Origin of the sequence: Ferrovibrio sp. (genome assembly GCF_041906005.1) — a bacterium.
In the GTDB taxonomy this organism is placed as follows: Bacteria; Pseudomonadota; Alphaproteobacteria; order Ferrovibrionales; family Ferrovibrionaceae; genus Ferrovibrio.
This window is the reverse complement of sequence record NZ_JAYRJY010000001.1, coordinates 3,301,662-3,326,310: the sequence shown is the minus strand read 5'-3', so window position 1 is coordinate 3,326,310 and position 24,649 is coordinate 3,301,662. Positions and strand designations below refer to the sequence as shown.

Below are 24,649 nucleotides of genomic sequence, written 5' to 3'. Positions count from 1 at the left end.
CTTTCGAATTGTAACACCATGACTCGCAAGGCAATTCTGTTCGATCTCGATGGTACGCTGGTCGATACCGCGCCCGACCTGGCAGCCGCCACCGACTACGCCCTCACCCGCGCCGGACGGCCGATCATCGGCCTGGATGCCGTGCGCAGCATGGTCGGCGACGGCGCGCGCGCGCTGCTGGAAAAGGGCTTCCGGGCCAGCGGCGGCATGCCGGAGCCGGATATCTTCGAGACGGCCTTCAAGGATTTCCTGATCTACTACGGACGCCATCTGGCCGATACCAGCCGGCCCTTTCCCGGCGTCGCCACCTGCCTCGCCGCGCTGGCCGAACAGGATTACGCGCTGGCCGTCTGCACCAACAAGCCGGAAGCCCTGAGCCGCAGCCTGCTCGACCAGCTCGGCCTGACCGGTTTCTTCGGCGCCATTGTCGGCGGCGACAGCCTGCTGGTCCGCAAGCCAGATCCCGGTCATATCCATGGCACGCTGGACAGGCTGGGGGCCGATTTTTCCTGGTCGGCGATGGTGGGCGATTCCGCCAACGACGTGAATGCCGCCAAGGCCGCCGGCCTGCCCTGCGTGGTGGTCAGTTTCGGCTACACGCGGATTCCGCCCCACGAGCTGGGGGGCGACCGCCTGATCGACCATTTCGCCGACCTGCCCGAAGCCATCGCCGCCCTGGGCGGATAACCTGCCTCATTCGGCGTCGGGCTGCTTGTCCGGGGCTGCCTTCGCAAAGGCCTCCAGCTTGCGGCATTCGGCATCGATCCGCACCACCGTCGGGAAAGCCGAGAGGTCGCAGTCGAAGCGGCGGGCATTGGCCACCTGGGGCACGAGGCAGATATCGGCCATGGTCGGGCTGTCGCCGTGGCAGAAACGGCCGGTGGCCGGGCTGCCGGCCAGCATCTTCTCCACCGCCTGAAAGCCGTTTTCGATCCAGTGCTGGTACCACTGGTTCTTCTTTTCCTCCGGCAGGCCCATTTCCTTGACCAGGTAACGCAGCACGCGAAGGTTGTTGAGCGGGTGGATATCGCAGGCGATGGCGAGTGCCAGCGCCCGCACGCGGGCCCGCTCGGCCGGATCGGATGGCAGCAGGGCCGGATCCGGATGGGTTTCGTCCAGATATTCCATAATGGCCAGCGACTGGGTCAGCATCGTGCCGTCATCGACCAGGGCGGGGACCTGCTTCTGGGGGTTCAGCCGGGCATAATCCTCCGACAGCTGGTCATTCTTCTGCAGGTGGATGAAATGGTTGTCGTAGGCCAGCCCCTTCAGATTGAGCGCGATCCGCACCCGATAGGCAGCCGAGGACCGGAAATACCCGTACAGCAGCATGTAAAACCCTCCCGGAAAGGGCCGGATCGTAGCGCAATACCGTTGTGTTACAAAGCCTTCGGGGGAAATAGGACCAATGGAAGGGTTGCCCGGCCGGCGCCCCCCGCTCTATTGTCTGCGCGCCCATCGGACCCCATCTGACCGATATGGCCAACAAGACCGCGCGTAGGCAGGGTAGCGCAGAGCATGCAGTTGACGATCAATGGTGAAGCCCGCGAGATGGGCGGCGCAGCAACGGTGGCGGAGCTTCTGACCGCCCTGTCGCTTGATGCGCGCAAGATTGCCATCGAACTCAATCGGGAAATCGTGCCGCGTTCGGCTTATGCCCAGACCGCGCTGAACGATGGCGACAGGATCGAGATCGTGCATTTCATCGGCGGCGGCAATGCCCCGCTGAAACCCGCCGAAGACGATTATTTCGAAGTGGCGGGCAAGCGGTTCCGCTCGCGCCTGCTGGTCGGCACCGGCAAGTACAAGGATTTCGAGCAGACCAGGCTGGCCATCGAGGCCTCGGGCGCCGAGATCGTCACCGTCGCCGTGCGCCGCGTGAACGTCACCGACCCGAACCAGCCGATGCTGGTCGATTACGTCGACCCGAAGAAATACACCTACCTGCCCAACACCGCCGGCTGCTTCACCGCCGACGACGCCGTGCGCACCCTGCGGCTGGCCCGCGAGGCCGGCGGCTGGAAGTTGGTGAAGCTGGAAGTGCTGGGCGACCAGAAGACGCTGTATCCCGACATGGAAGCCACGCTGGAAGCCACCAGGCTGCTGGTGAAGGATGGCTTCGACGTGATGGTCTACTGCGCCGACGATCCGATCGCGGCGAAGAAGCTGGAAGACCTGGGTGCCTGCGCGATCATGCCGCTGGCCGCCCCCATCGGCTCGGGCCTCGGCATCCAGAACCCGGTCAATATCCGCATCATCATCGAGAATGCGAAAGTGCCCGTGCTGGTCGATGCCGGCGTGGGCACCGCATCCGATGCGGCAATCGCCATGGAACTGGGCTGCGACGGCGTATTGATGAACACAGCCATCGCCGAGGCCAAGGATCCGATCCGCATGGCCCAGGCCATGAAACTGGCTATCGAGGCCGGCCGTCTGGCCTACCTCGCCGGCCGCATGCCCAAAAGGCGCTATGCCGACCCCTCCTCGCCGCTTGCCGGCCTGATCTGAACCGGCGATACGGGGGAGCCCAGTGGATATCGATATCTACCACCTCATCGAGCAGTATCGCGAGTGGTTCTATATCATCACCTTCATCTGGACATTCCTGGAAGGTGAAACCTTTGTGATCTTCGCCGGTGCGGCAGCCAGCCAGGGCATGCTGCACATGTACTGGCTGATTGCGGCTGCCTGGCTTGGCAGCTTCGCCGGCGACCAGCTCTATTTCTGGATCGGCCGCAAATACGGTCATCGCCTGCTCAAGCGTTTTCCCAAGCTGCAGGGCGGCGTCAACGTCGCCCTCGACATGCTGCACAAATACCATGTCGGCTTCATCCTCAGCTTCCGCTTCATCTACGGCGTGCGCAACTTCTCGTCGCTGGCGATGGGCATGAGCATGATTTCCTGGCCCCGCTTCGCCGCGCTGAATTTCATCGCCGCCGGCCTGTGGGCGAATGCCTTTTCCTGGGCCGGCTATCTGCTCGGCGTGGCCTTCGAAGCCATGCTCGGCGACATCGCCAAGGATTTCGGCCTGATCATGCTGGCCATCTTCGCCGTGGTGGGTGTGACGCTGTTCCTGGTGCATCGTCGTGGCAAGGCCCGCTTCGAAGCCCAGATCGCCGCCCAGCAGGCCAAGCAGGTGGTGCCGCCCGCTTCGGAGTAACGTCGCTTACCGCTCGGCAGCCAGCTCGTCCATCTTCGCATTCAGCTTGTCGATGATGCGGTCCAGCTGGCCCGCTTCCTCGGCGCTCAGCACCGTCAGCAGCTCGCGCTCGAAACCCAGCGCCAGCGGCGCGATCTCGGCATAGACCTTTTGCCCCTGCCCCGACAGCGTGAGCCGCGACTTGCGCTTGTCGCCGTCATCGCGCTCGCGATCCAGCAGGCCCTTGGCTTCCAGTGCCGCCACCGCGCGGCTGACCGTCACCTTGTCCATGGCAGAACGCTCCGCCACCTGATTGGCGCTCAGGCCCGCATAGCGGCCGAGAATCGCAATCACCCGCCATTCCGGGATGCCGATGCCGAAACGGTCGGCATAATGGCGCGACAGCGCGCCACTGACGCGATTGGTCAATACCGACAGCCGGTAGGGCAGAAAGCGCTCGAGTGCCAGCGGCGCCTTGGCCATTTTCAGTTCCCCCATGACGATGATCGGCCCTTGAATATAGTTGCAAATGTAACTATTATGCGACTCAATCGCAATCCAGATTTCCGGGAGGATAATCTCCATGGCCGACCTGTTCGACAACCCGATGGGCACCGACGGCTTCGAATTCATCGAATACGCCGCTCCCGAACCCGACAAGCTTGCCGCGCTGTTTGAGCGGATGGGCTTCCAGGCGGTGGCTAAGCACCGCTCCAAGAACGTGACGCTCTATCGCCAGGGCGACGTCAATTTCATCCTGAATGCCGAGCCGGAAAGCTTCGCCCAGAGCTTTGCCCGCATCCATGGTCCGTCCATCTGCGCCATGGCCTTCCGCGTCAAGGATGCCGCCAAGGCCTACAAGCGCGCCATCGAGCTTGGTGCCTGGGGTGTCGAGCCGCATGTCGGCCCCATGGAACTGGCGATCCCCGCGATCAAGGGCATCGGCGACAGCCTGATCTATCTCGTTGATCGCTACGGCGAGCGCGGCACGATCTATGATGTCGATTTCGTGCCCCTGCCCGGTGCGGAACGCAATCCGAAGGGCGTCGGCCTCACCTATGTCGACCACCTGACCCACAATGTGCATCGGGGCCGCATGGCGGAATGGGCGGAATTCTACGAACGCCTCTTCAATTTCCGCGAGATCAAGTATTTCGACATCGAGGGCCAGCTCACCGGCCTGAAATCCAAGGCGATGACCAGCCCCTGCGGCAAGATTCGCATCCCGATCAATGAAAGCTCGGACGACAAATCGCAGATCGTGGAATACCTGCACGCCTATCATGGCGAAGGCATCCAGCATGTGGCGATGGGCACTGACGACATCTATGCCACGGTCAGCACCATGCGTGGCCGCGACGTGCCGTTCCAGTCGACGCTGGATACCTATTATGACCAGGTCGAGGGCCGCGTGCCGGGTCATGGCGAGAATCTGGCGCGCCTGAAGGAACTGCAGATCCTGATCGACGGCGCGCCGACGCAGAACCAGGGCCTGCTGCTGCAGATCTTCACCGACACCGTGATCGGTCCGATCTTCTTCGAGATCATCCAGCGCAAGGGCAACGAAGGCTTCGGTGAAGGCAACTTCAAGGCCCTGTTCGAATCGATTGAACTCGACCAGATCCGTCGCGGCGTGCTGAAAGCCAATTAAAACAAGTCCAGGAGGAAACGCCCCATGGCCAAGACATGGATTCCAATGACCCACAGCGAGGGCCAGTCCGCGCGGCAGGCCCATGTCGCCCTGCCCCAGGGCACCTTTGAGCGCGAGATGGGCAAGGAAGGCTTCTTCGGCCCCGCAGCCCATCTCTATCACCAGAATCCGCCCACCGGCTGGATCGACTGGGAAGGCCCGCTCAAGCCCCGCGCTTTCGACACGGCGAAATTCGCCGACGCGGTCGACTGCCCGTGGAAGGCAAAACTGCTGATGGGCAATGCCCATGTGAAATACCGTCACCTGCTGATCGCGCAGGCGATGGATCATCTGGTGCGCAACGGCGATGGCGACGAATTGCTGTTCGTGCACGAGGGCAGCGGCGCGCTGTTCTGCGACTTCGGCCATATGGAATATGGCGAAGGCGACTACATCATGCTGCCGCGCGGCACCATGTGGCGGCTTGAGCCGGCAACGCCCAGCAAGATCCTGATGATGGAGGCGACCAACGACAGCTATCGCCTGCCCGACAAGGGGCTGCTGGGGCCGCATGCCATCTTCGATCCCGGCGTGCTGCAGATTCCGCGCATCGACGACCCCTTCCGCGCCCAGCAGAAGAAAGGCCCGGTCTCGGGCGGCAGCAACTGGCGCGTGGTGATCAAGCGCCGCGACCAGCTTTCCACCGTCACCTATCCCTTCAATCCGCTCGACGTGGTGGGCTGGAAGGGCGACCTGACGACGGTGAAGCTGAACTGGCGCGACATCCGGCCGCTGATGAGCCATCGCTATCACCTGCCGCCCAGCGCGCATACCACCTTCCTGGCCTCGCGCTTCGTGGTCTGTACTTTCGTGCCGCGTCCGATCGAATCCGATCCGGAAGCCCTGAAGGTGCCGTTCTTCCACAACAACGACGATTACGACGAGGTGATCTTCTATCACCAGGGCCAGTTCTTCAGCCGCGACAACATCCATCCCGGCATGATCACCGTGCATCCCTGCGGCTTCCCCCATGGTCCGCACCCCAAGGCCTTTGCGGCCGGCGCCAAGGCTGCCCGCAAGGAAACCGACGAGGTGGCGGTGATGCTGGATACCCGCGACGCGCTCGATATCGCTTCGGCGGCCGAGAGCGTCGAATTCAAGGGCTATGTCGGCACCTGGAACCCCGAGGGTTTCAAGCAGGCCGCGGAATAACACCACATATCCCGTCATCCCCGGGCCCAGGAATGCTTCTTGGCCGGGGATCCACGTCTTGCTTTAAGGCGTGGATGGCCGGAGCAAGTCCGGCCATGACGATTTAAGATTTTCGATCCAGGGAGACGCCATTATGAAACTCGCCTCGCTGCGGCATGGCCGCGACGGACGCCTTTGCGTGGTCAGCCGCGACCTCAGCCGCATGCTGCCGGTGGATCAGCTCTGCCCCACCCTGCAGATGGCGCTGGATTGCTGGGCCGTGATGGCGCCCAAGCTGCAAGCCGTGTATGACGCACTGAACAAGGGCGATGCGACTGGCGCGATCGTTTTCGATGCCAGCAAGCTCGCCTCGCCGCTGCCGCGCGCCTATCAATGGTGCGATGGCTCGGCCTATCTCAACCATGTCGAACTGGTGCGCAAGGCGCGCGGTGCCCAGATGCCGCCGGAATTCCTGCACGATCCGCTGATGTATCAGGGCGGCTCGGATGACTTCCTGCCGCCCACCGCCGACATCCCGGTGGCCGACGAGGCCTATGGCATTGATTTCGAGGGCGAAGTCGCCGCGATTACTGGCGACGTGGCGATGGGGTCCTCGTCAGCCCAGGCCGCGAAACAGATCCGCCTGCTGATGCTGGTCAACGACGTCAGCTTACGCAATCTGATTCCGGCCGAACTAGCCAAGGGGTTTGGCTTCTTCCACGGCAAGCCCTCCACCGCCTTCTCGCCGGTCGCCGTCACGCCCGACGAGTTGGGCGACGCCTGGAAGGATTCGAAGGTTTGCCGGCCGCTGGTGACGCATCTCAATGGCAAAAAGTTCGGCGAACCCGATGCCGGCGCCGACATGCAATTCAGCCTGGCCGACCTGGTGGCCCATGCGGCCAAGACGCGCAACCTGAAGGCCGGCTGCATCGTCGGCTCGGGCACGGTGTCGAACCGCGACGCCTCGAAGGGTTTCTCCTGCCTGGCCGAGATCCGCATGATCGAGACGATCAACGAGGGCAAGCCGAAGACGCCGTTCATGAAATTCGGCGACCATGTCCACATCGAGATGTTCGATACCGCCGGCAAGTCGATCTTCGGCGCGATCGACCAGAAAGTCGTGAAATACGCCGGTCCGTAACCAATTCACAAATCGTCATGGCCGGGCCCAGAAAGAGCTTCATGGCCGGCCGTCCACGCCTTTCTTCGTAAAAAAAAATAAACTCGTGGATGCCCGGGCCAAGCCCGGGCATGACGTGTATGGTGTGGTGATTGCCTAGTGCTCACCTCGATCGCCTGCCATGGACATAACCACCGAAATCCTTGTCGATGCGCCGCCGGCCCGTGTCTGGACCATTCTGACCGACCTTGCCGCCTATGGCGAATGGAACCCGTTCATTCCCCGGATCGAGGGGCCGCTGGCGGCCGGCGAACGACTGCGCGTGCATATCCGCCCGCCAGGCGGCAGCGGCATGACCTTCCGTCCGCGTCTGCTGGCCGTAACACCTGAAAAAGAGCTGCGCTGGCTCGGCCACCTGCTGCTGCCAGGCCTGTTCGACGGCGAGCACCGCTTCAGGCTTGAGGCGCTCGACGGCGGAACGCGCACACGCCTTCATCACAGCGAGTCGTTTTCCGGCCTGCTGCTGCCGGTGATCTTCGGTGCCCGCGCACAGTCCACCACCCGTGCCGGCTTCGAGGCGATGAACGCCGCGCTCAAGCGACGCGCCGAAACGGCCATGTGACCGCCATCACGTTGAAATCCTTCCGCCCTCCTCTAGCTGGGCTATGCTGCCGCAGCCATCACATGGGAGGGGATCATGGCGCTCACATTCTATTATGGTTCGGGTTCGCCTTTTGCCTGGCGCGTCTGGCTCGCGCTTGAGCACAAGGGACTGAGCTACGACCTGAAGATCCTCTCTTTCGACAAGCGCGAGCACAAGACGCCGGAATTCCTGGCGATCAATCCGCGCGGCGAGGTGCCGGTCCTGGTGGATGACGGCTTCGCCATCTTCGAATCCAATGCCATCGTCGAATACATCGCCGAACGCTGGCCCGAAGGCCCGGCGCTATTCCCCGCCGATATCCGCCAGCGCGCCATCCAGCGCCGCATGATCCGCGAGATCGACAACCATTTCGTCGAAGCGGTCGAGATGATGGTCCGTCCGTTGTTGGAACCAAACCTGCCCGATGCCGCCGAACGCATGGCGAAGGGCCTTGCCGCCCTGCGTGGGGAATTCGCCTATTGGGAAAAGCTGCTGACTGGCGACTGGCTGGGCGGCGGGGCCCCCTCGGCGGCCGACTTCACGCTTTATCCCAGCGTCGCCATGCTGGGCCGCATCGAAACCCGCAAGCCCGGCACCGTGCCGGCCGATCTGATCACGCCAAAGATGGCCGCCTGGCAGCAGCGCATGCGCGCCCTGCCGATCATGGACAAGACCTGGCCGCCGCACTGGCGGTGAGCGAACGCCTTACGCGCCGATTCCCAGCGCCTGATCCGAAACATAGGGATTGCTGGCCCGCTCCTGCCCGAAGGTGGAGAGCGGGCCATGGCCAGGCACAAAGGTGATGTCATCGCCCAGCGGAAACAGCCGCTCGCGGATCGAGCGGATCAGATCCTCGTGGTTGCCGCGCGGGAAATCCGTGCGGCCGATCGAGCCCTGGAACAGCACGTCGCCCACCAGGGCCACGCGCGACGGCGCATGCACGAACACCACATGGCCCGGCGTATGTCCGGGGCAGTGATAGACGTCGAGAACGAGATTCCCCACCGTCACCGTGTCGCCATTTTCCAGCCAGCGGTCAGGCGTGAAACTGCGCGTGGGCGGAAAGCCGTATTGCCGCGCGGCCTGCGGCATGCCCTCGATCCAGAAGGCGTCGTCGCGGTGCGGCCCTTCGATGGGGAGCTTGAGCTGTTCGGCGATATCCTTCACCGCACCGGCATGATCCAGATGCCCATGCGTGACCAGCAGTTTTTCCAGCGTCACGCCGCGCCGTTCGGCCGCGGCCAGCAACTGCTCCGGCTCGCCACCGGCATCCACCAAGGCGCCACGCATGGTTTCCGGACACCAGATCAGCGTGCAGTTCTGCTGGAACGGCGTGACGGGGTTGATTTCGGCATGCAGGCGAAGCTGCGGAGAGGATGTCGAGGCGGTCATGGTGCCGGCTTAGCCCGCAAATTGCCGCTTGGCAATCGCTGGCTGGTAAAAGGCCCGTTATCCTTTCAGGCCGTGCTGTCGAGATAGAGCCCAGATCCCAGCGTGGACAAACCGGAACCCGCTTGCCCATAGCCCCCCAGATTTGGGATCAGGGCGGTATTGTCGGCCGTTATCGGATCGAAGCCAAAACGGCTCTTGCGCCGATCGTCATCTTTATCGATCCGGAAACGGTTCTGGTCTTTGTCACCATCCCGCTCCCGGTCGGACGGTGTCACCAGCGCCTGCAGGTTCGGCACCGGCGGTGGCGGTTCGCTCAGTTTTTGCAGCGGCCTGAACTGCTCCTGGGCCGCCTGATAAACAGCCACCACGCGCTCCACAATCTCCACCGATGGCACCAGCCTGGTTTCCTCGGTAATCACCAGGGTCTTCTCGCCCGGGGTCGCCGGCACCGCCGGCTGGCCGGGCGTCACGATCGTCTGGGTCGTGTTCGTAACGCTGGCATAACGATCCAGAATGCTTTGCAACCCATCGGTAGCCTGCTGGCGCAGGCGGTCATCGGCATTGCCGGCAATGTCCTGCAGGGCCGAAATATCCTGCAGTCCCGCCTCCAGTCGACGGATCGCCTCCAGGTCAAGCGCCCCGCCGCGGATATCGTTCAATGCCTGGTCCAGCACGTCGGCAATGCGCGCCGCATAGCGGCCATTGCCGTTGGCCGGTTCGCCGCCGATGCGTTGCAGGAAATCCTGCAGGGCGGGCACGGCGTTGGGCTCGTCGTCCAGCGCCCGGCCCAGACGGTCGATGGCCGAACCGATGGCGCGCAGGGAATCGTTGCGCGGATTGCCGTCGTAAAGCCTGCGATCGCCCAGCCGGAAGATCACATCGCGCAACGCATCGGCCGCGCGATGATTGGTGCTGCTGCTGAATTCGCCCAGGCCGGCGGCAATCTTGATGAACAGGCCCGGATCGCGGAACAGATCGGAAAACTGCAGGCCATCCTCGCCGATCACGCTGTTCTCGATGCGGCGGATGATGCCGGCCAGGGCATCGCCGGATTCCGCGTTGCCAACCCTGGCGCTGAACTGCTGCAACTCACGCGTCAGGGCCGGCACGAAGCGCGACGGCAACTCGCCGCTGCCGCGCCGGAACTGCTCGATCAGCTCGGTCAGGGCGCCGAGTGCATTCTGGTCCAGCCTGCCCTCGGTGACCGTGATGGTGCTTGTGCTGTCAGGCGTGCCCGGGCTGCCAGGGTTGCCGCCGGTCTCGATCACCTGAATACGGCGGCGGAGTTCGGTTTCCAGCCGGACCCGCTCCTCCAGCGTCACCTCCTCGCGCACGGCACTCAGCACGGCACCGTTTTGCAGAGCGGCAAAGGTGTTGTCGCTGACGCGGGGGGTATCGAAACGCAGAATCGCCGGCGCCCGCTGAAAGCCGGTTTTTTCCGGCTGGTTCAACGGGGTCGGCAGCAACGGATTCTTCCGATTGCCCTGCTGGTCCGCCGCGGATGGTCCTGACAGAAGGGCGAGCGCTGCCCGCCCCGTCACGGCATCAACCATGAAGCGTTTTTAGCACAACTATAAATTATGCCTATACCGCAGTTCCGGGAGTTTCGGCTGCCCCTGCAACCTAGGCTCTATATGGTTAATTACAGAGAAAATCGTCTGTAAACGGCCATAATCCGGTGCACTTGGAATTTTGCCATTAACCTTACCCGCAAAGCAGGCTACTACTGAAACGAGCACATCCCGTCTTTGGTCATAAATATCGCTTTCCACATCCATGAGTGACAATCAGATGCATTTTCGCCTTTTCGTAGGTATAGCTGTCTGCCTGACTCCGGCGTGCCGATAGGCGCGCCGGCCCCATTCCCCGCCATACGCCGGGTCTCCCCTCCCCAGCATGATCAACGGGTTGCCCGGGGCGGTGCGATGGTGTACGGCAAATGCCGGTCATTCGGAGCGATCACATCTCATGGCGCAGCAGCGGAAAAAGTCGGGTGGCAGGGCTTCCGGGCCCCAAGCTTCCGGATCCCGGGCTTCCGGATCTCGGGCCTCGACGCCAAAAACCTCTACGCCCGTGGTTTATGTGCTGAATGGCCCGAACCTGAACATGCTGGGCCTGCGCCAGCCCGAGATTTACGGTCGCGACACCCTGGCCGACGTGGAAAAGCTGTGCCAGGCCGCCGCCAAGCGCCTGGGCATGGCCATCGTGTTCCGCCAGAGCAATCACGAAGGCGAGCTGGTCGACTGGATTCAGGAAGCGCGCTCGCACGCCGACGGCATCGTGATCAATGCCGGCGCCTATACCCATACCTCGGTTGCCCTGCTCGACGCGCTGAATGCCGCCGAGAAGCCCTGCGTCGAGGTGCATCTGTCCAACATCCACCGGCGCGAAGACTTCCGCCATCATTCCTATATCTCGCTTGCCGCGAAGGGGATGATCTGCGGTTTCGGGCCGAAAGGATATGTGCTGGCGCTGGAAGCGCTGGCCGATATCGTCTGAACCCCATTCACAGTCTACGCATCACAGGAGTAGCGCATGGCATCCGCGCCTAAGGATAAAGCCGCCAAACCGGCCGGCAGCCGCATCGACCAGCAGATGATCCGCGATCTCGCCGACCTGCTGAATGAAACCGGCCTGACGGAAATCGAGTGGAATGAAGGGGCGCTGAAAGTGCGGGTCACCAAGGGTGGCACCGTGATGGCTGCCGCCCCCATGCCGGCCTATGCCCCGGCTCCTGCCGTATCTGGCGGCGCCGCAGCGCCGTCCGCGGCCGCCAGCGATGACGCCAACCATCCCGGTGCCGTGAAATCGCCGATGGTCGGCACCGTCTATGTTGCGCCCGAGCCCGGTGCCGCAGCCTTTGTGAAGGTTGGCGACAGCGTCAATGCCGGCCAGACCGTGCTGATCGTCGAAGCCATGAAGACAATGAATCCGATCACTGCCCCCAAGGGCGGCCGCGTGGCCCGCATCCTGATCGAGAACCAGCAGCCGGTCGAATTCGGCCAGGTCCTGCTGGTCATCGAATAAGGCCGGGCGTCTCCCATGTTCGACAAGGTGCTGATCGCCAATCGCGGCGAGATTGCGCTGCGCATCCATCGCGCCTGCCGCGAGATGGGCATTCGCACGGTGGCGGTGCATTCCACCGCTGATGCCGATGCCATGCATGTGCGCATCGCCGATGAATCCGTCTGCATCGGCCCGCCGCCCTCCAACCAGAGCTACCTCAACATCCCGGCGATCATCTCGGCCGCCGAGATCACCGGCGCGGATGCGATCCATCCCGGCTACGGCTTCCTGTCGGAGAACGCCAAGTTCGCCGAGATCGTCGAGGCCCATGGCATCACCTTCATCGGCCCGACGTCCGAGCATATCAAGATGATGGGCGACAAGATCACGGCCAAGCAGGTGGCCAAGGATCTTGGCCTGCCGGTTGTGCCGGGTTCCGACGGTGCCATCGAAAGCGAAGCCCAGGGCCTGAAACTGGCCGATGACATGGGCTATCCCGTGCTGATCAAGGCCACGGCTGGCGGCGGTGGCCGCGGCATGAAGGTGGTGCGCTCGCCGGCCGAATTCGGTTCGGCGCTGGCGCAGGCCAAGAACGAGGCACGCAACGCCTTCGGCAATGACTCGGTCTATGTCGAGAAATATCTCGCCCGGCCGCGCCATATCGAGATGCAGATCTTCGGCGACAGCCATGGCAATGCCGTACATCTGGGCGAGCGCGACTGTTCGCTGCAGCGCCGGCACCAGAAGGTGCTGGAAGAGGCCCGTTCGCCGGCCCTGAATGCCGACCAGCGCGAGCAGATCGGCAAGATCGCGGCGAACGCCATCGCCAAATTGGGCTATCGCGGCGCCGGCACGATCGAGTTCCTGTTCGAGAACGGCCAGTTCTATTTCATCGAGATGAACACCCGCCTGCAGGTGGAGCATCCCGTCACCGAGATGATCACGGGCCTGGATCTCGTGCGCGAACAGCTGCGCATCGCCAACGGCGCGCCGCTGGGCTACACGCAGGACGACATCAAGTTCAATGGCCACGCCATCGAGTGCCGCATCAACGCCGAGAACCCGCGCACCTTCGCGCCCTCGCCCGGTCGCGTCACCGACTATCACGTGCCGGGCGGCCTGGGCGTCCGCGTCGATAGCGCGCTCTATACCGGTTACCAGATTCCGCCGCATTACGATTCGCTGATCGGCAAGCTGATCGTGCACGGTACCAGCCGCAACGAATGCCTGATGCGCCTGCGCCGCTCGCTGGAGGAGTATGTGATCGGCGGGCTGGAAACCACCATTCCGCTGCATCTGGCGCTGATCAACGAACCCGATTTCGTCAACGGCGCCTATGACATCCACTGGCTGGAAGAATTCATCGCCCGCCAGAATTGACGCTGGCGGGGTTAGAGATTTCCGGGATGCGCACTAGCTCGTCATCATGAGCATGCATCCCGAACCGCTCACGCCGGAATTGCTGCTGCAGGCGTATGCCCGCGGCTATTTTCCGATGGCGGATTCCGCCGACGATCCTGGCTATTTCTGGGTTTACCCCACGCGGCGCGGGATCATTCCGCTGAATGGCTTTCACCTGCCGCACCGGCTGGCCCGCACAGTGCGCGCGGCGCCCTATGCCGTGAAGGTGGACACCGATTTCCCCGCCGTGATCACGGCTTGCGCCGAACCGACGCAGCATCCCCAGCGCCAATCCACCTGGATCAACGCAACGATCCGCGATGCCTATACCGAACTGCATCGGTTGGGCTTTGCCCACAGCGTGGAATGCTATGACGCCACGGGCGCGCTGGTCGGCGGATTGTATGGGGTGCGCCTGGGGGCGGCCTTTTTCGGCGAAAGCATGTTCAGCCGCGCCACCGACGCCTCGAAGATCGCGCTGGTGCATCTGGTTGGGCGGCTGATCGCGGGCGGCTTCGTGCTGCTGGATACCCAGTTCGTGACGCCGCACCTGAAGCAGTTCGGCGCCATCGAGGTGCCGCGCGCGCGGTATCTGGAGTTGCTGTTCGACGCGCTGCCGCGCCGCGCCGATTTCTACGGCCTGGCGCCGGATGCGCCGCCGGAACTGGTTTTGCAGTCGATCACCCAGACGTCATAGACCGGGTGCTCCAGCGGGTTCAGGCCCGGGCTGGAGGCAAACATCCAGCCCTTGAACAGGGCATTGGCCTGCTGTTCCGGCCGTTGCTCGACGATTTCAAGATAGGCCGTGCTCTCGGGCGGATATTCCGGCGGTCGCTTGCGGCAGACCCGCACGGTCACTTTCAGCGTGCCGAAGCCGATGGTCTGATCCACCGGCGCCTCGAAGGTGTAGATGCGCGCGGTGATCTTGTCCAAACCCTGCAGCACCGCAACGGGCATAGGGGTGGAGGGATATTGCGTCTGCGGTTCGGGGATCTGCGCCGCGACGGCCGGCGCGAGCAGCAGCGCGGCAACAAACAAAAGACGGCGCAGCACGGAATGCACGGGCGTCAGTTGGCCTTGGGCAACGGGCTGAGCGTGGCGTCGTCGCCCTTCTCTTTGTCCTTGCCATTGCCGGCACCGGTGGCACTGAAGATCGCCTGACCGATCAGGTCCATCAGGTTGACCGAACCCTGGGTGTACTGCACGAAACTGCCGGGCTTCAGCATCTTGTCGCTGCCACCCGGTTCGACCGAGAGATAATTGCCGCCCAGCAGGCCCTCGGAGGCAATCTTGAGCGCGGTGTCCTCGGGCAGTTCGTAGCGGCTGTCCACGGTGAAGGTGATCACCGCGTCATAGGTCTTGGGATCCAGCTTCTGCGCCGAAATCGTGCCGATCTTGATGCCACTGAGGCGCACGTCGCCGCCGATCACCAGGCCATCGGCGCGATTGAAGCGTGCCTGCAGCTCGTAGCCGGACACACGACCACTGCCGACCCCGCCGGTGGAATAGGCAAAGGCCAGAAAGAAGCCTGCCACCAGCAGCACGACTGCGCCGATCAGGGTTTCAACCAGATTCCCGCTCATGCCGCCCTCGTTGCCCGCTTATTCCGGCTGCCAGGCCTGGTAGTCGCCGGTCGCCGCCGGACGATGGCCGCTCTTGGCCACGCTGCCTTCCGGGCGATAGGCATAGGGCGTGCCGCTCAGGTTCGGCAGATGCTCCTTTTCCCAGGGCTTGTGCTGCACGCCGTGGATCGGCGCCTCGTCGGTGGTGTAATGCAGCCAGGCATGCCATTCCGGCGGCACTTTCGATGCCTCGGGTTTGCCCTTGTAGATCACCCAGCGCTTGCGGCTGCCATCCTTGGCGCGGAAATACCGATTGCCGAAGGTATCCTGGCCAACGGCCTCGCCCTTCCACCAGGTAAAAAGCTTGGTGCCGATCAGACTCATGCTGTGCAACCCCGTCCCAATTCGCCGTCCGGCCAGAGATGGCCTCGGGAATCCGCTGGAAATTCGGGCGGACTATGGCATTGCCGCCCCCGCAGGGCAAGCCCCGCTCGCCGCGGTAAAATCGTCTAACGTGCGGTAATCAGGGCAATTTCCTGAGCGAATTCACGTTGCAACTCGGCCCGCGCCTTGGTCTCGAATGCCGGATATTTGACGGCGGCCGCCTGCAAGGCCGGATTGTCGCGCGGCAGTTCCTCCGGCTTGAGGATGTCGCTGCCCTTCACCTGCCCCTTCTGGCCCAGCCCCAGCACGGCGCGGGTGATGGCGGTGGTCAACAGGCGCTGGCCCTCGCCGCTGGCGAAATAGGCATCCAGCGCCTCCAGCTCCGAACGGCTGTAGCTCTGCGCCGCCGCGTTCACCACGGCGCCACGAAAGCGCGGCCCGGCCGTGGGCGCGCGCTGGCGCAGATCGGCGGCGCGCTGCTGCTCCGCCGGCGTGCTGGCGGGCAGGAAATTGAGATAGAGCTGGGTGACCATATCGACCCGCTTCTCCAGTCCGATGGTCGTCATCAGCTTCTCGGCTGCTGCCCGCGCCCCCTTGTCCTGAGCCAGACTCGGGCCCGTGCCCAGCCCCCAGACCAGGGCGGAGACTATCATCACAACGGCAAGGTGAAGGCGGCGCATCGGCGAATCCTGAATAACTCAACGAGTCATAGTCATACGCCAAAATATGGCGAAATCCAGTCAAGGGAACACAGATCGAACAAGGCCAAATATAGTAAGATTTCTCGTTTGATAGAATCAATCTCCCTCCCCTAGATTTAGCCCTCGTTGCGGTCTGCGGTAACCAGATGTTGGGATTTTCGCCCGATAATCACTGTACCATCCAGAACACAACATCCTGATTTTTCTTAAGGTTCGGGCGGGGAGAACAGCCATGCGGATTCAGCGGCATTTCACGGTTGCGGGGCAGGATGCTTACGCAGGACTGGAGTGGAAGACCACGACCAGCGAAATCCGCAATCCCGACGGCAGCGTGGTGTTCAAGCTCGACCGGCTGGAAGTGCCCGCCGGCTGGAGCCAGGTGGCGGCCGACGTGCTGGCGCAGAAGTATTTCCGCCGCGCCGGTGTGCCCGTCGCCCTGAAGCCGGTGGAAGAAGCCGACGTGCCCGACTTCCTGTGGCGCCGCGAGGCCGACACGGAGGCACTCGCCGCCCTGCCCGAGAAAGACCGCACCACCCAGGAAACCAGCGGCCGCGAGGTCTTCGACCGTTTGGCCGGCACCTGGGCCTACTGGGGCTGGAAGGGCGGCTATTTCGATTCCGAGGACGATGCCAGCGCCTTCTTCGACGAGATGCGCTTCATGCTGGCGGCGCAGATCGCCGCGCCGAATTCGCCGCAATGGTTCAACACCGGCCTGCACTGGGCCTATGGCATCGATGGCCCGGCCCAGGGCCATTACTACGTGGATTTCAAGACCGGCGAGCTGACCAAGTCGGCTTCGGCCTATGAACATCCGCAGCCGCATGCCTGCTTCATCCAGTCGGTGCAGGATGACCTCGTCAACGAGGGCGGCATCATGGACCTGTGGGTGCGCGAGGCGCGCCTGTTCAAATACGGCTCGGGCACCGGCAGCAATTTCAGCCGCCTGCGTGGCGAGAATGAGCGCCTGTCGGGTGGCGGCAAGTCGTCGGGCCTGATGAGCTTCCTCAAGATCGGCGACCGCGCCGCCGGCGCGATCAAGTCGGGCGGCACCACGCGCCGCGCCGCCAAGATGGTGATCTGCGACATTGACCATCCCGATATCGAGCAGTTCATCGACTGGAAGGTGATCGAGGAGCAGAAGGTCGCCGCCCTCGTTGCCGGCTCCAAGCTGTCGCAGAAGCATCTGAACGCCATCATGGCCGCCTGCCAGCTCGGCAGCGGCGAGAGCCGTTTTGACGCCAAGAAGAATACGCAGCTGCGCCGCGAGATCGTCGCCGCCCGCAAGGCGATGATCCCGGAAAACTATATCCAGCGCGTGATCCAGTTCGCCAAGCAGGGCTATACCGAAATCGAATTCCCCGCCTACGACACCGATTGGGATTCGGAAGCCTATCTTTCGGTCTCGGGCCAGAATTCCAACAATTCAGTGCGCGTGAACGACGCCTTTCTGCATGCCGTGGAGCAGGATGGCGACTGGAACCTGATCCGCCGCAATGACGGCAAGCCGGCCAAGGTGCTGAAAGCCCGCCAGCTGTGGGACCGCGTCGGCTATGCCGCCTGGGCCTCGGCTGATCCGGGCATCCAGTTCGACACCACGATCAACGACTGGCACACCTGCCCGGCCGATGGCCGCATCAACGCGTCGAACCCGTGCTCGGAATACATGTTCCTCGACGACACGGCCTGCAACCTCGCCTCGATGAACCTGATGTGCTTCCGCCGCGCGGATGGCAAGTTCGACATCGAAAGCTTCGAGCATGCCACCCGGCTGTGGACCGTGGTGCTGGAAATCAGCGTCTTGATGGCGCAGTTCCCCAGCAAGGAAATCGCCGAGCTGTCCTACAAATTCCGCACGCTGGGCCTGGGCTATGCCAACCTTGGCGCCCTGCTGATGTCTTGCGGTTTCTCGTATGACAGCGACCAGGGCCGCGCGCTGTGCGGCGCCATCACCGCGCTGATGACCGGCGTGTCCTATGCCACCTCGGCCGAGATGGCCGGCGAGCTGGGCACCTTCCCCGGTTATGCACCCAATGCCGACAACATGCTGCGCGTGATCCGCAATCATCGCCGCGCCGCGCGGGGCGACCATTTCGGCTATGAGGGCCTGTCCACCATGCCGGTGCCGCTGGATCACGCCAGTTGCCCCGATGCCGCCCTGCTGACGGCGGCGGAAGCGGCCTGGGACCGCGCGCTGGAACTGGGCGAGCAGCACGGCTATCGCAACGCGCAGGTCAGCGTGATCGCGCCCACCGGCACCATCGGCCTGGTGATGGATTGCGACACCACGGGCATCGAGCCGGACTTCGCGCTGGTGAAGTTCAAGAAGCTGGCCGGCGGCGGCTATTTCAAGATCATCAACCGCACCGTGCCGCTGGCGCTCAAGACGCTGGGATACAATGACGGCCAGATCAAGGCCATCATCGACCACGCCGTGGGCCATGGCACGCTGGACGGCGCGCCGGGCGTGAACCACGAGACGCTGAAGGCCAAGGGCTTCACCGATGAGGCCATCGCCAAGGCCGAGAAGGGCCTGCGCGGCGCCTTCGACATCAAGTTCGTGCTGAACCGCTGGACGTTGGGCGCCGATTTCTGCCGCAGCCTGGGCTTCAGCGATGCCCAGCTCGACGATCCCGCCTTTGACCTGCTCTCCGCGCTGGGTTTCAGCAGCGCCGAGATCGCCGCCGCCAATCTCTACTGCTGCGGCTCGATGACGGTGGAAGGCGCGCCGGGCCTGCGCGACTTGCATCTTTCAGTGTTCGACTGCGCCAATCCCTGCGGCAAGGATGGCGTGCGTTTCCTGTCAGCGGAAAGCCATATCCGCATGATGGCAGCGGCCCAGCCCTTCATCACCGGCGCGATCTCGAAAACCATCAACATGCCCAACCTCGCCACCGTCGAGGATTGCAAGCTGGCCTACATGCTGTCGTGGAAGCTGGGCTGCAAGGCGATGGCGCTGTATCGCGATGGCTCCAAGCTCAGCCAGCCGCTGCAGGCGCAGGTGCTGGAGGATGACGCGGACGACGCCATCGGTGAAACCGTCGCCGAACAGGTGGCGGAGGCCCCGATGGCAGCCCGCGCGCAGATCATCGCCGAGCGCATCGTCGAGAAGCATGTCGCCGGTCGCCAGAAGCTGCCGCTGCGCCGCAAGGGTTATACCCAGAAGGCCGTGGTGGGTGGTCACAAGGTGTATCTGCGCACCGGCGAATACGATCATGGCAAGCTGGGCGAGATCTTCATCGACATGCACAAGGAAGGCGCCGCCTTCCGCAGCCTGATGAACAATTTCGCCATCGCGATCTCGATCGGCCTGCAATACGGCGTGCCGCTGGAGGAATTCGTGGATGCCTTCACCTTCACCCGGTTCGAGCCCTCGGGCATGGTGGAGGGCAACGACGTCATCAAGATGTCGACCTCGATCCTCGACTACGTGTTCCGCGAACTGGCGGTCAGCTATCTGGGCCGCACGGATCTGGCTCATGTGCAGCCCGACGACCTGCGCCACGACACGCTCGGCGCCAAGGAAAGCCCGGCTGCCGTGAAGTTGCAGGTGGAGAAGGAAGCCATCACGGTGGCCTCCACCGGCTATATCCGCTCCAACCTCTATGTGCTCAAGGGCGGTCAGGGTCGCGCCGCCACGGCCGAGTTGCAGGCCACCGGCACCGATGGCCCGAGCATGTCGGTCATGCATGTCAGCGCCGACACGCACACCCATGTCGAGATGTCGGCCACCGCCATGGGGGGCGGCGGCAGCCGGATGGAGCGCATCGCCGAGGCACGCATGAAGGGCTACGAGGGCGATGCCTGTCCCGAATGCGGCAACTTCACCCTGGTCCGCAACGGCACCTGCCTGAAATGCGATAGCTGCGGCAGCACCACCGGCTGCTCGTAAGCGGGCGGCCCGTACGACACGATCGCCGGCGTTCTCCTCCGGCCCGCCCCGATGGCCTTTCGGCCATCGGGGCTTTTTATTGCACCTTGGCCCGATGGCCTTTCGGCCATCGGGGCTTTTTATTGCGAAGCCGGCAGCTTTTGCCGGTACGGCAGGATCTGCCCGCTGTCGGCAATAATTTGCAAAGGTATTTCAAGAATTTAACGGAAATATTCCGTGGCCTGTCGCTTGCAAGTCCGTATCCGGACTTAAAACAGCGAGCCACCGATGACCACGATCAGTTCCGCCTACGGCTACACCGCCACCATCCTCGCCGGTACTGCGAAACCCGCCAGCGAGCAGACCGGCAGCAGCGGCACGCAAAAGCCGGTGATGGTCGCCACCGACCTGCGCCAGGATCTGGGCGTCGAGGTCACGCTGTCGCCCGCCGCCTTGCGCGCCCTGGCCGAACAGGCCAAGGCAGCGGCCACGCCGGACGAGGAAGAACAGATCACCCAGAAGATGAAGGACATCCTCTCGGCCATCTTCCTGACCAGTGCCAAACAGGCCGAAGCGGCCGATACCGCCCTGCCCCCGCTGACCGGCAATGCCGCCGCCGATACGGCCCGCAAGGCCGCCGCCAAGCAGGCCAGCGACTTCATCGACGGCAAGGCGGCCAATCCCTTCCGCGGCAAGACTGCGACCGAACTCGCCGCCGTGATCGTCGACGCCGAGGGCAAATACACGGTGAACGAACGCCGCGCCGCCTTTGCCGAATTCGCCCGTCAGGACCATGTGCTGACGATGGACACGCTGACGCCGAAAAACGAATTCGAAAAGAAGGCCAATGACGCGGAAGTGCCGCCCTCGGGCACAACTGAGCGCCTGGCCTCGGCCAGGAAGGCGACCGACTTCCTGAACGGCAAGGGGACCAATCCCTTTGCCGCGCTGAACCGCGACCAGCTGACCGCGATCATCGCCAATGACGGCGGCGACTACACGGTGAACGAACGCCGCGCCGCGCTGGCCCGCCGCGACGAGCTGGAAAAAGCCGTGCTGGCCAAAGCGGCCAAGGAATTGAGTTATGCCGAAAAGGCGATTGCCAACAACGAAAGCGTGACCGGCACGCCCGAACGCGTCGAACGCGCCCGGCTCGCCACCCGTTTTCTCAATGGCTGGGACAAGACCAATCCCTTCGCCGGCCTGACGCGCGATGAGCTGAACGCGATCGTCTTCGACGAAACCAAGAGCTATACCACCAACGAGCAGCGCGCCGCCTTTGCCGAACTGAAACAGTATCTGCCGGCCAATGCGATCCCGGAGGACCCGAAAAAGACCAGCACCGACAAGACCAAGACCGGCACGAAAACCGGCACCGACAAGTCCAAGACCGACGATCCCTACAACACCCAGGGTGCCTACAGCCCGCGCCTGATGCAGCAGGTGATGCGCGCCAACAACACGCAATACCTGCTTGGCCTGTTTGGCGGCGGCGGTTCCTTTGGCGGCGGCCTGAGCAGCTATATCGGCGGCAGCCGCTTCGCTTAAGCCTTTGCCCCTGCCTGGAATGCAAACCGCCCCTGCCATCGTTTTGGCAGGGGCGGTCCTCGTCTGGGGGGACTTACGCGGGGAGGAAACGTCTACGCGGAAAGATCGATCTTGCTGCCGACACCGGCCTGGAGCGGCCCGCGCTGGTCGGTCTTGAGCACTGCGGCACCCGGCCCCATGGGCTCTACCGGCCGGGCCAGCGGACGGGGGTGAATTACGAGGCTGCCGCTGGATGTGAGGGGTTCAATCACCGTGGACACGCTGGGCTCCTGAAATCTCAAACTGCTGCCGCTGCAGCGGCGCGGTAACCATATCCGGACCCTAGAACCGGCCGGCCCGATACGCAGCTAAAAAGCCGGTAATGTGATTAAAGACGGGCAGTCCGCCATGCCGGCTGGCGCAAAGGTTTCAACCTGCACCGTCTTTCGCTAGCCTGAAGCGATGCCCGTCCGGTTTGCTCTCGTCCTTTTACTGCTGCTCGCCTTACAGGGCGGTAATGCCGCCGCGCAGGGTGTTGCCGACTGGCAGGCGAGTCTGCTGCAGGCCGTGAATGCCGCCCGCGCGGATGCGCGCCTGCCGCCGCTGGCCTGGAATCCGCGGCTCGCCACCGCAGCCGCGCAGCATGCCGCCGACCTGCAACGCTGCGGCAAACTCGCGCATGAGGGCTGCGACGGCAGCGACCTGCCCCGGCGTCTGGCCCGTGCGCCGTATCAATACCGCGCGGCGGCCGAGAATCTGGCGCTTTGCGCCTGCGACGCGGCCAGCGTGGTGCAATTGTGGCTGGGCAGCGAGGGCCATCGCCGCAATCTGCTCAATCCGAACGTCACCGAACTCGGCGCCGACACACGCATCGACACGGGCGATCCGCGCCGCGCGCTGTGGGTGCTGGTGCTGGGGCGCTCTGACTGAACCATTGAACCCGAGGCGATGATGACTGATGCATCCAATGAAAACCGCTTCCGCGAGAACCTGCAGGGCGAAGTGGATGGCGCGCGTCTCTACCGGGCCCTCGCCGAGGCCGAGCCCAATCCCGATATCGCCAAAGTCTATGCCCGTCTGGCCAGCATCGAGGAAGCGCACGCCGAGGTCTGGCGCAAACAGCTGCAAGCCATGGGCAAGAGCATCCGCACGCCATCGCCGGGCTGGCGCACACGGGCCCTGAGCTTTCTTGCCCGTCGTTTCGGGCCGGCCTTCGTGCTGCCAGTGATCGGTGGCATCGAACGCGTCGACAGTGGCAAATACGATACCCAGGCCGAAGCCGTGGCCAGCGGCCTACCGCAGGCCGAGCGCTCCCATGCCCGCATCCTGCAAGCCATCGGCCAGGGCCTGCCCAATGGCATGCAGGGCAGCACGCTGGCGCGGCTGGAAGGCCGCCACCGCAGCGGCGGCAATGCCCTGCGCGCGGCCGTGCTGGGCGCCAATGATGGCCTGGTCTCCAACCTCTCGCTGGTGGCTGGCGTGGCCGGCGCGGCCGTCGAAAACCAGACCCTGCTGCTCACCGGCATCGCCGGACTGGTGGCCGGCGCCTGTTCGATGGCGATGGGCGAATGGCTGTCGGTCAACAGCGCACGCGAACTCTATCAGGGCCAGATCGCCACCGAGGCCGCCGAGCTGGAACAGGCGCCCGAGGAAGAGCAGGAAGAACTCGCCCTGATCTATCAGGCCAAGGGCCTGCCGCAGGACGAGGCCCAACGGCTGGCGGCCCAGATGATCGCCAACCGGGCGACAGCGCTGGATACCCTGGTGCGCGAGGAACTGGGCATCGACCCCGACGAACTCGGCGGCTCGGCCTGGTCGGCAGCGGCGACCTCGTTTGCCCTCTTCGCCATTGGCGCGGTGTTTCCGCTGCTCGGGTTTGTTTTCTTCGAGGGCGCCCTGGCGGTGCAGGCCGGCATCGTCGCCAGCGCGGCGGCGCTGTTTGCCATCGGCGCCGGCACCAGTTTGTTCACCGGGCGCGGCCTGCTCTTCTCCGGTCTGCGCCAGCTGGCCATCGGCCTGGGCTCGGCGGCGATCACCTACGGCATCGGCAGACTGGTGGGCGTGAGCCTGGGCGGTTGAACCGCCTTACGCCTGCCCAAACGCCAGCTTGAGCGCCACGCCCATTTCAGCGAGGGCCTGGTTGGCCTGCGGGATCGCCTTGCCCATTACCACGAAGCCGTGGATCTGGCCGGGGAATTCACGGAAGGCCACCGGCACGCCGGCGGCTTTCAGCGCCATGGCATAGGCCTCGCCTTCATCACGCAGCGGGTCGTGGCCGGCGACAACGACATAGGCCGGCGGCAACCCGGCCAGGCTTTTCGCGCGCAGCGGCGAGGCGCGCCAGTCGTCGCGGTCGGCCTCGCCGTTCAGATACTGTGCCTGGAACCAATCCATCGCCGACCGCGTCAGCAGATGCCCATCGGCGAAGCGTTTGTGCGAGCCCGTCTGCATATGCATGTCGGTGGCAGGGTAGATCAGCAACTGGTAGGCGATCTTCGGCACGCCCTCTTCGCCTGATTTAGTCTTCTCGCGCGCGGCGATGCAGACCACGGCGGCCAGGTTGCCGCCGGCAGAATCCCCCCCGACCGCAATACGTGCCGCATCGAGGCGCAGGCGCTTGGCCTCTGCCGCCACCCACAGCAGGGCGGCATAGGCATCGTCCACCGCGCAGGGAAATTTGTGTTCCGGCCCCATGCGGTAGTCGACCGAGATCACGGCACAGCGTGCCTCGTTGGCCAGCGTACGGCAGGCCACATCATGGGTGTCCAGATCGCCGATCACCCAGCCGCCACCATGGTAAAAAACCAGCGCTGGCAACGGCTCCTTCTTGTCCACGCCGGCCGGGCGGTAATAGCGCAGCGGGATCGGGCCATGCGGCCCCGGGGCGGCGATATTGTCAATTTCCGACACCTCGGGTGCCGGCGGCGTCACCGCGCCGCGCGTATCCTTGTAAAGCTTGCGCGCGCCTTCCGCGCCCAGATCGGCATATTCCGGGCGGTTCGCCGCTTTTACGGCATCGAGCAGGGCTTTGGCTTCCGGGTCGAGCATGGCGAGGCGATCTTTCTTTTGTGTCAGCCCGTCTTTT

The 24,649-nt window shown here is 63.9% G+C and carries 25 protein-coding genes; 16 read left to right on the top strand and 9 right to left on the bottom strand.

Annotated features, from left to right (window positions below; translation table 11 throughout):
* Positions 1–18: 18 nt before the first annotated feature.
* A complete protein-coding gene (gene gph / locus ACE3OO_RS16350) occupies positions 19–687 on the top strand; it encodes a phosphoglycolate phosphatase (protein ID WP_374304504.1) in 669 nt (222 codons plus the stop codon).
* Positions 688–693: 6 nt separating this feature from the next.
* Here the strand turns inward: gph and maiA are convergent, their stop codons facing one another.
* On the bottom strand, positions 694–1,332 hold the full coding sequence (gene maiA, locus ACE3OO_RS16345; protein WP_374304503.1) for a maleylacetoacetate isomerase: 639 nt from the start codon (positions 1,330–1,332) through the stop codon (positions 694–696).
* Between the two features lie 186 nt (positions 1,333–1,518).
* On the opposite strand from maiA, the gene thiS reads away from it, so the two are divergent.
* Together thiS and ACE3OO_RS16335 are read left to right on the top strand one after the other, a co-directional pair.
* Entirely contained in the window at positions 1,519–2,508 is a 990-nt protein-coding gene (thiS, locus tag ACE3OO_RS16340) for a sulfur carrier protein ThiS (RefSeq protein WP_374304502.1), read from the top strand.
* A gap of 22 nt (positions 2,509–2,530) precedes the next feature.
* A complete protein-coding gene (locus ACE3OO_RS16335; protein WP_374304501.1) occupies positions 2,531–3,160 on the top strand; it encodes a DedA family protein in 630 nt (209 codons plus the stop codon).
* Positions 3,161–3,166: 6 nt separating this feature from the next.
* Here ACE3OO_RS16335 and ACE3OO_RS16330 read toward each other — a convergent pair whose 3' ends face one another.
* Complete coding sequence (locus tag ACE3OO_RS16330; protein ID WP_374304500.1) at positions 3,167–3,622, bottom strand: MarR family winged helix-turn-helix transcriptional regulator; 456 nt, start codon at positions 3,620–3,622, stop codon at positions 3,167–3,169.
* A 100-nt stretch (positions 3,623–3,722) separates the two neighbouring features.
* On the opposite strand from ACE3OO_RS16330, the gene hppD reads away from it, so the two are divergent.
* The 5 genes from hppD (at position 3,723) to ACE3OO_RS16305 (ending at position 8,419) form a co-directional block, all read left to right on the top strand.
* Positions 3,723–4,790 carry a 4-hydroxyphenylpyruvate dioxygenase gene (gene hppD, locus ACE3OO_RS16325; RefSeq protein WP_374304499.1) on the top strand — a complete coding sequence of 356 codons (1,068 nt, stop codon included), beginning with the start codon at positions 3,723–3,725 and terminating at the stop codon, positions 4,788–4,790.
* A 24-nt stretch (positions 4,791–4,814) separates the two neighbouring features.
* Positions 4,815–5,981, top strand: a complete 1,167-nt coding sequence (locus ACE3OO_RS16320; protein ID WP_374304498.1) for a homogentisate 1,2-dioxygenase — start codon at positions 4,815–4,817, stop codon at positions 5,979–5,981.
* Between the two features lie 133 nt (positions 5,982–6,114).
* Positions 6,115–7,101, top strand: coding sequence for a fumarylacetoacetate hydrolase family protein (locus ACE3OO_RS16315; protein WP_374304497.1), 987 nt, complete (start codon positions 6,115–6,117; stop codon positions 7,099–7,101).
* Between the two features lie 160 nt (positions 7,102–7,261).
* Entirely contained in the window at positions 7,262–7,702 is a 441-nt protein-coding gene (locus ACE3OO_RS16310) for an SRPBCC family protein (RefSeq protein WP_374304496.1), read from the top strand.
* A 75-nt stretch (positions 7,703–7,777) separates the two neighbouring features.
* Entirely contained in the window at positions 7,778–8,419 is a 642-nt protein-coding gene (locus ACE3OO_RS16305; protein ID WP_374304495.1) for a glutathione S-transferase family protein, read from the top strand.
* Between the two features lie 9 nt (positions 8,420–8,428).
* Here the strand turns inward: ACE3OO_RS16305 and ACE3OO_RS16300 are convergent, their stop codons facing one another.
* Positions 8,429–9,115, bottom strand: a complete 687-nt coding sequence (locus ACE3OO_RS16300) for an MBL fold metallo-hydrolase (RefSeq protein WP_374304494.1) — start codon at positions 9,113–9,115, stop codon at positions 8,429–8,431.
* 65 nt (positions 9,116–9,180) lie between these two features.
* Complete coding sequence (locus ACE3OO_RS16295; RefSeq protein ID WP_374304493.1) at positions 9,181–10,581, bottom strand: hypothetical protein; 1,401 nt, start codon at positions 10,579–10,581, stop codon at positions 9,181–9,183.
* A gap of 607 nt (positions 10,582–11,188) precedes the next feature.
* Between ACE3OO_RS16295 and aroQ the strand changes: the two genes are divergently transcribed.
* Genes aroQ through aat form a run of 4 tightly spaced genes read left to right on the top strand, consistent with a single transcriptional unit; the run spans position 11,189 to position 14,219 of the window.
* The gene (gene aroQ / locus ACE3OO_RS16290; protein WP_374304492.1) at positions 11,189–11,614 is read left to right on the top strand and encodes a type II 3-dehydroquinate dehydratase; all 426 of its coding nucleotides are present in this window, start codon (positions 11,189–11,191) and stop codon (positions 11,612–11,614) included.
* A 36-nt stretch (positions 11,615–11,650) separates the two neighbouring features.
* Positions 11,651–12,142 carry an acetyl-CoA carboxylase biotin carboxyl carrier protein gene (gene accB / locus ACE3OO_RS16285; protein ID WP_374304491.1) on the top strand — a complete coding sequence of 164 codons (492 nt, stop codon included), beginning with the start codon at positions 11,651–11,653 and terminating at the stop codon, positions 12,140–12,142.
* Between the two features lie 15 nt (positions 12,143–12,157).
* On the top strand, positions 12,158–13,501 hold the full coding sequence (gene accC, locus ACE3OO_RS16280) for an acetyl-CoA carboxylase biotin carboxylase subunit (RefSeq protein ID WP_374304490.1): 1,344 nt from the start codon (positions 12,158–12,160) through the stop codon (positions 13,499–13,501).
* Between the two features lie 46 nt (positions 13,502–13,547).
* Positions 13,548–14,219, top strand: coding sequence for a leucyl/phenylalanyl-tRNA--protein transferase (gene aat / locus ACE3OO_RS16275; RefSeq protein WP_374304489.1), 672 nt, complete (start codon positions 13,548–13,550; stop codon positions 14,217–14,219).
* Here aat and ACE3OO_RS16270 read toward each other — a convergent pair.
* The 4 genes from ACE3OO_RS16270 to ACE3OO_RS16255 all read right to left on the bottom strand — a co-directional run bounded on the left by ACE3OO_RS16270 (position 14,156) and on the right by ACE3OO_RS16255 (position 16,148).
* The gene (locus tag ACE3OO_RS16270) at positions 14,156–14,575 is read right to left on the bottom strand and encodes a DUF2155 domain-containing protein (RefSeq protein WP_374304488.1); all 420 of its coding nucleotides are present in this window, start codon (positions 14,573–14,575) and stop codon (positions 14,156–14,158) included. The two genes, aat and ACE3OO_RS16270, sit on opposite strands and share 64 nt — an antisense overlap.
* A gap of 14 nt (positions 14,576–14,589) precedes the next feature.
* Entirely contained in the window at positions 14,590–15,105 is a 516-nt protein-coding gene (mlaD, locus tag ACE3OO_RS16265; protein WP_374304487.1) for an outer membrane lipid asymmetry maintenance protein MlaD, read from the bottom strand.
* An 18-nt stretch (positions 15,106–15,123) separates the two neighbouring features.
* Positions 15,124–15,468: an NADH:ubiquinone oxidoreductase subunit NDUFA12 gene (locus tag ACE3OO_RS16260; protein WP_374304486.1), complete on the bottom strand. Its 345-nt coding sequence runs from the start codon at positions 15,466–15,468 to the stop codon at positions 15,124–15,126.
* Positions 15,469–15,593: 125 nt separating this feature from the next.
* The gene (locus ACE3OO_RS16255) at positions 15,594–16,148 is read right to left on the bottom strand and encodes a hypothetical protein (protein WP_374304485.1); all 555 of its coding nucleotides are present in this window, start codon (positions 16,146–16,148) and stop codon (positions 15,594–15,596) included.
* A 253-nt stretch (positions 16,149–16,401) separates the two neighbouring features.
* On the opposite strand from ACE3OO_RS16255, the gene ACE3OO_RS16250 reads away from it, so the two are divergent.
* The 4 genes from ACE3OO_RS16250 to ACE3OO_RS16235 all read left to right on the top strand — a co-directional run bounded on the left by ACE3OO_RS16250 (position 16,402) and on the right by ACE3OO_RS16235 (position 23,643).
* Positions 16,402–20,058, top strand: coding sequence for a vitamin B12-dependent ribonucleotide reductase (locus ACE3OO_RS16250; RefSeq protein ID WP_374304484.1), 3,657 nt, complete (start codon positions 16,402–16,404; stop codon positions 20,056–20,058).
* A 267-nt stretch (positions 20,059–20,325) separates the two neighbouring features.
* Positions 20,326–21,585, top strand: coding sequence for a hypothetical protein (locus tag ACE3OO_RS16245; protein WP_374304483.1), 1,260 nt, complete (start codon positions 20,326–20,328; stop codon positions 21,583–21,585).
* Positions 21,586–22,026: 441 nt separating this feature from the next.
* Positions 22,027–22,494, top strand: a complete 468-nt coding sequence (locus ACE3OO_RS16240) for a CAP domain-containing protein (protein WP_374304482.1) — start codon at positions 22,027–22,029, stop codon at positions 22,492–22,494.
* A 21-nt stretch (positions 22,495–22,515) separates the two neighbouring features.
* Positions 22,516–23,643, top strand: coding sequence for a VIT1/CCC1 transporter family protein (locus ACE3OO_RS16235; RefSeq protein WP_374304481.1), 1,128 nt, complete (start codon positions 22,516–22,518; stop codon positions 23,641–23,643).
* A 6-nt stretch (positions 23,644–23,649) separates the two neighbouring features.
* On the opposite strand, the gene ACE3OO_RS16230 is transcribed toward ACE3OO_RS16235, so the two are convergent.
* Entirely contained in the window at positions 23,650–24,612 is a 963-nt protein-coding gene (locus tag ACE3OO_RS16230; RefSeq protein ID WP_374304480.1) for an alpha/beta hydrolase, read from the bottom strand.
* Positions 24,613–24,649: the final 37 nt, after the last annotated feature.

Excerpts from the sequence above, each read along its gene's own strand:
- gph (WP_374304504.1), top strand. The coding sequence starts at position 19 with ATGACTCGCAAGGCAATTCTGTTCGATCTCGATGGTACGCTGGTCGAT.
- maiA (WP_374304503.1), bottom strand. The coding sequence starts at position 1,332 with ATGCTGCTGTACGGGTATTTCCGGTCCTCGGCTGCCTATCGGGTGCGG.
- thiS (WP_374304502.1), top strand. The coding sequence starts at position 1,519 with ATGCAGTTGACGATCAATGGTGAAGCCCGCGAGATGGGCGGCGCAGCA.
- ACE3OO_RS16330 (WP_374304500.1), bottom strand. The coding sequence starts at position 3,622 with ATGGCCAAGGCGCCGCTGGCACTCGAGCGCTTTCTGCCCTACCGGCTG.
- hppD (WP_374304499.1), top strand. The coding sequence starts at position 3,723 with ATGGCCGACCTGTTCGACAACCCGATGGGCACCGACGGCTTCGAATTC.
- ACE3OO_RS16320 (WP_374304498.1), top strand. The coding sequence starts at position 4,815 with ATGGCCAAGACATGGATTCCAATGACCCACAGCGAGGGCCAGTCCGCG.
- ACE3OO_RS16315 (WP_374304497.1), top strand. The coding sequence starts at position 6,115 with ATGAAACTCGCCTCGCTGCGGCATGGCCGCGACGGACGCCTTTGCGTG.
- ACE3OO_RS16310 (WP_374304496.1), top strand. The coding sequence starts at position 7,262 with ATGGACATAACCACCGAAATCCTTGTCGATGCGCCGCCGGCCCGTGTC.
- ACE3OO_RS16305 (WP_374304495.1), top strand. The coding sequence starts at position 7,778 with ATGGCGCTCACATTCTATTATGGTTCGGGTTCGCCTTTTGCCTGGCGC.
- ACE3OO_RS16300 (WP_374304494.1), bottom strand. The coding sequence starts at position 9,115 with ATGACCGCCTCGACATCCTCTCCGCAGCTTCGCCTGCATGCCGAAATC.
- accB (WP_374304491.1), top strand. The coding sequence starts at position 11,651 with ATGGCATCCGCGCCTAAGGATAAAGCCGCCAAACCGGCCGGCAGCCGC.
- accC (WP_374304490.1), top strand. The coding sequence starts at position 12,158 with ATGTTCGACAAGGTGCTGATCGCCAATCGCGGCGAGATTGCGCTGCGC.
- aat (WP_374304489.1), top strand. The coding sequence starts at position 13,548 with ATGAGCATGCATCCCGAACCGCTCACGCCGGAATTGCTGCTGCAGGCG.
- mlaD (WP_374304487.1), bottom strand. The coding sequence starts at position 15,105 with ATGAGCGGGAATCTGGTTGAAACCCTGATCGGCGCAGTCGTGCTGCTG.
- ACE3OO_RS16260 (WP_374304486.1), bottom strand. The coding sequence starts at position 15,468 with ATGAGTCTGATCGGCACCAAGCTTTTTACCTGGTGGAAGGGCGAGGCC.
- ACE3OO_RS16255 (WP_374304485.1), bottom strand. The coding sequence starts at position 16,148 with ATGCGCCGCCTTCACCTTGCCGTTGTGATGATAGTCTCCGCCCTGGTC.
- ACE3OO_RS16250 (WP_374304484.1), top strand. The coding sequence starts at position 16,402 with ATGCGGATTCAGCGGCATTTCACGGTTGCGGGGCAGGATGCTTACGCA.
- ACE3OO_RS16245 (WP_374304483.1), top strand. The coding sequence starts at position 20,326 with ATGACCACGATCAGTTCCGCCTACGGCTACACCGCCACCATCCTCGCC.
- ACE3OO_RS16240 (WP_374304482.1), top strand. The coding sequence starts at position 22,027 with ATGCCCGTCCGGTTTGCTCTCGTCCTTTTACTGCTGCTCGCCTTACAG.
- ACE3OO_RS16235 (WP_374304481.1), top strand. The coding sequence starts at position 22,516 with ATGACTGATGCATCCAATGAAAACCGCTTCCGCGAGAACCTGCAGGGC.
- ACE3OO_RS16230 (WP_374304480.1), bottom strand. The coding sequence starts at position 24,612 with ATGCTCGACCCGGAAGCCAAAGCCCTGCTCGATGCCGTAAAAGCGGCG.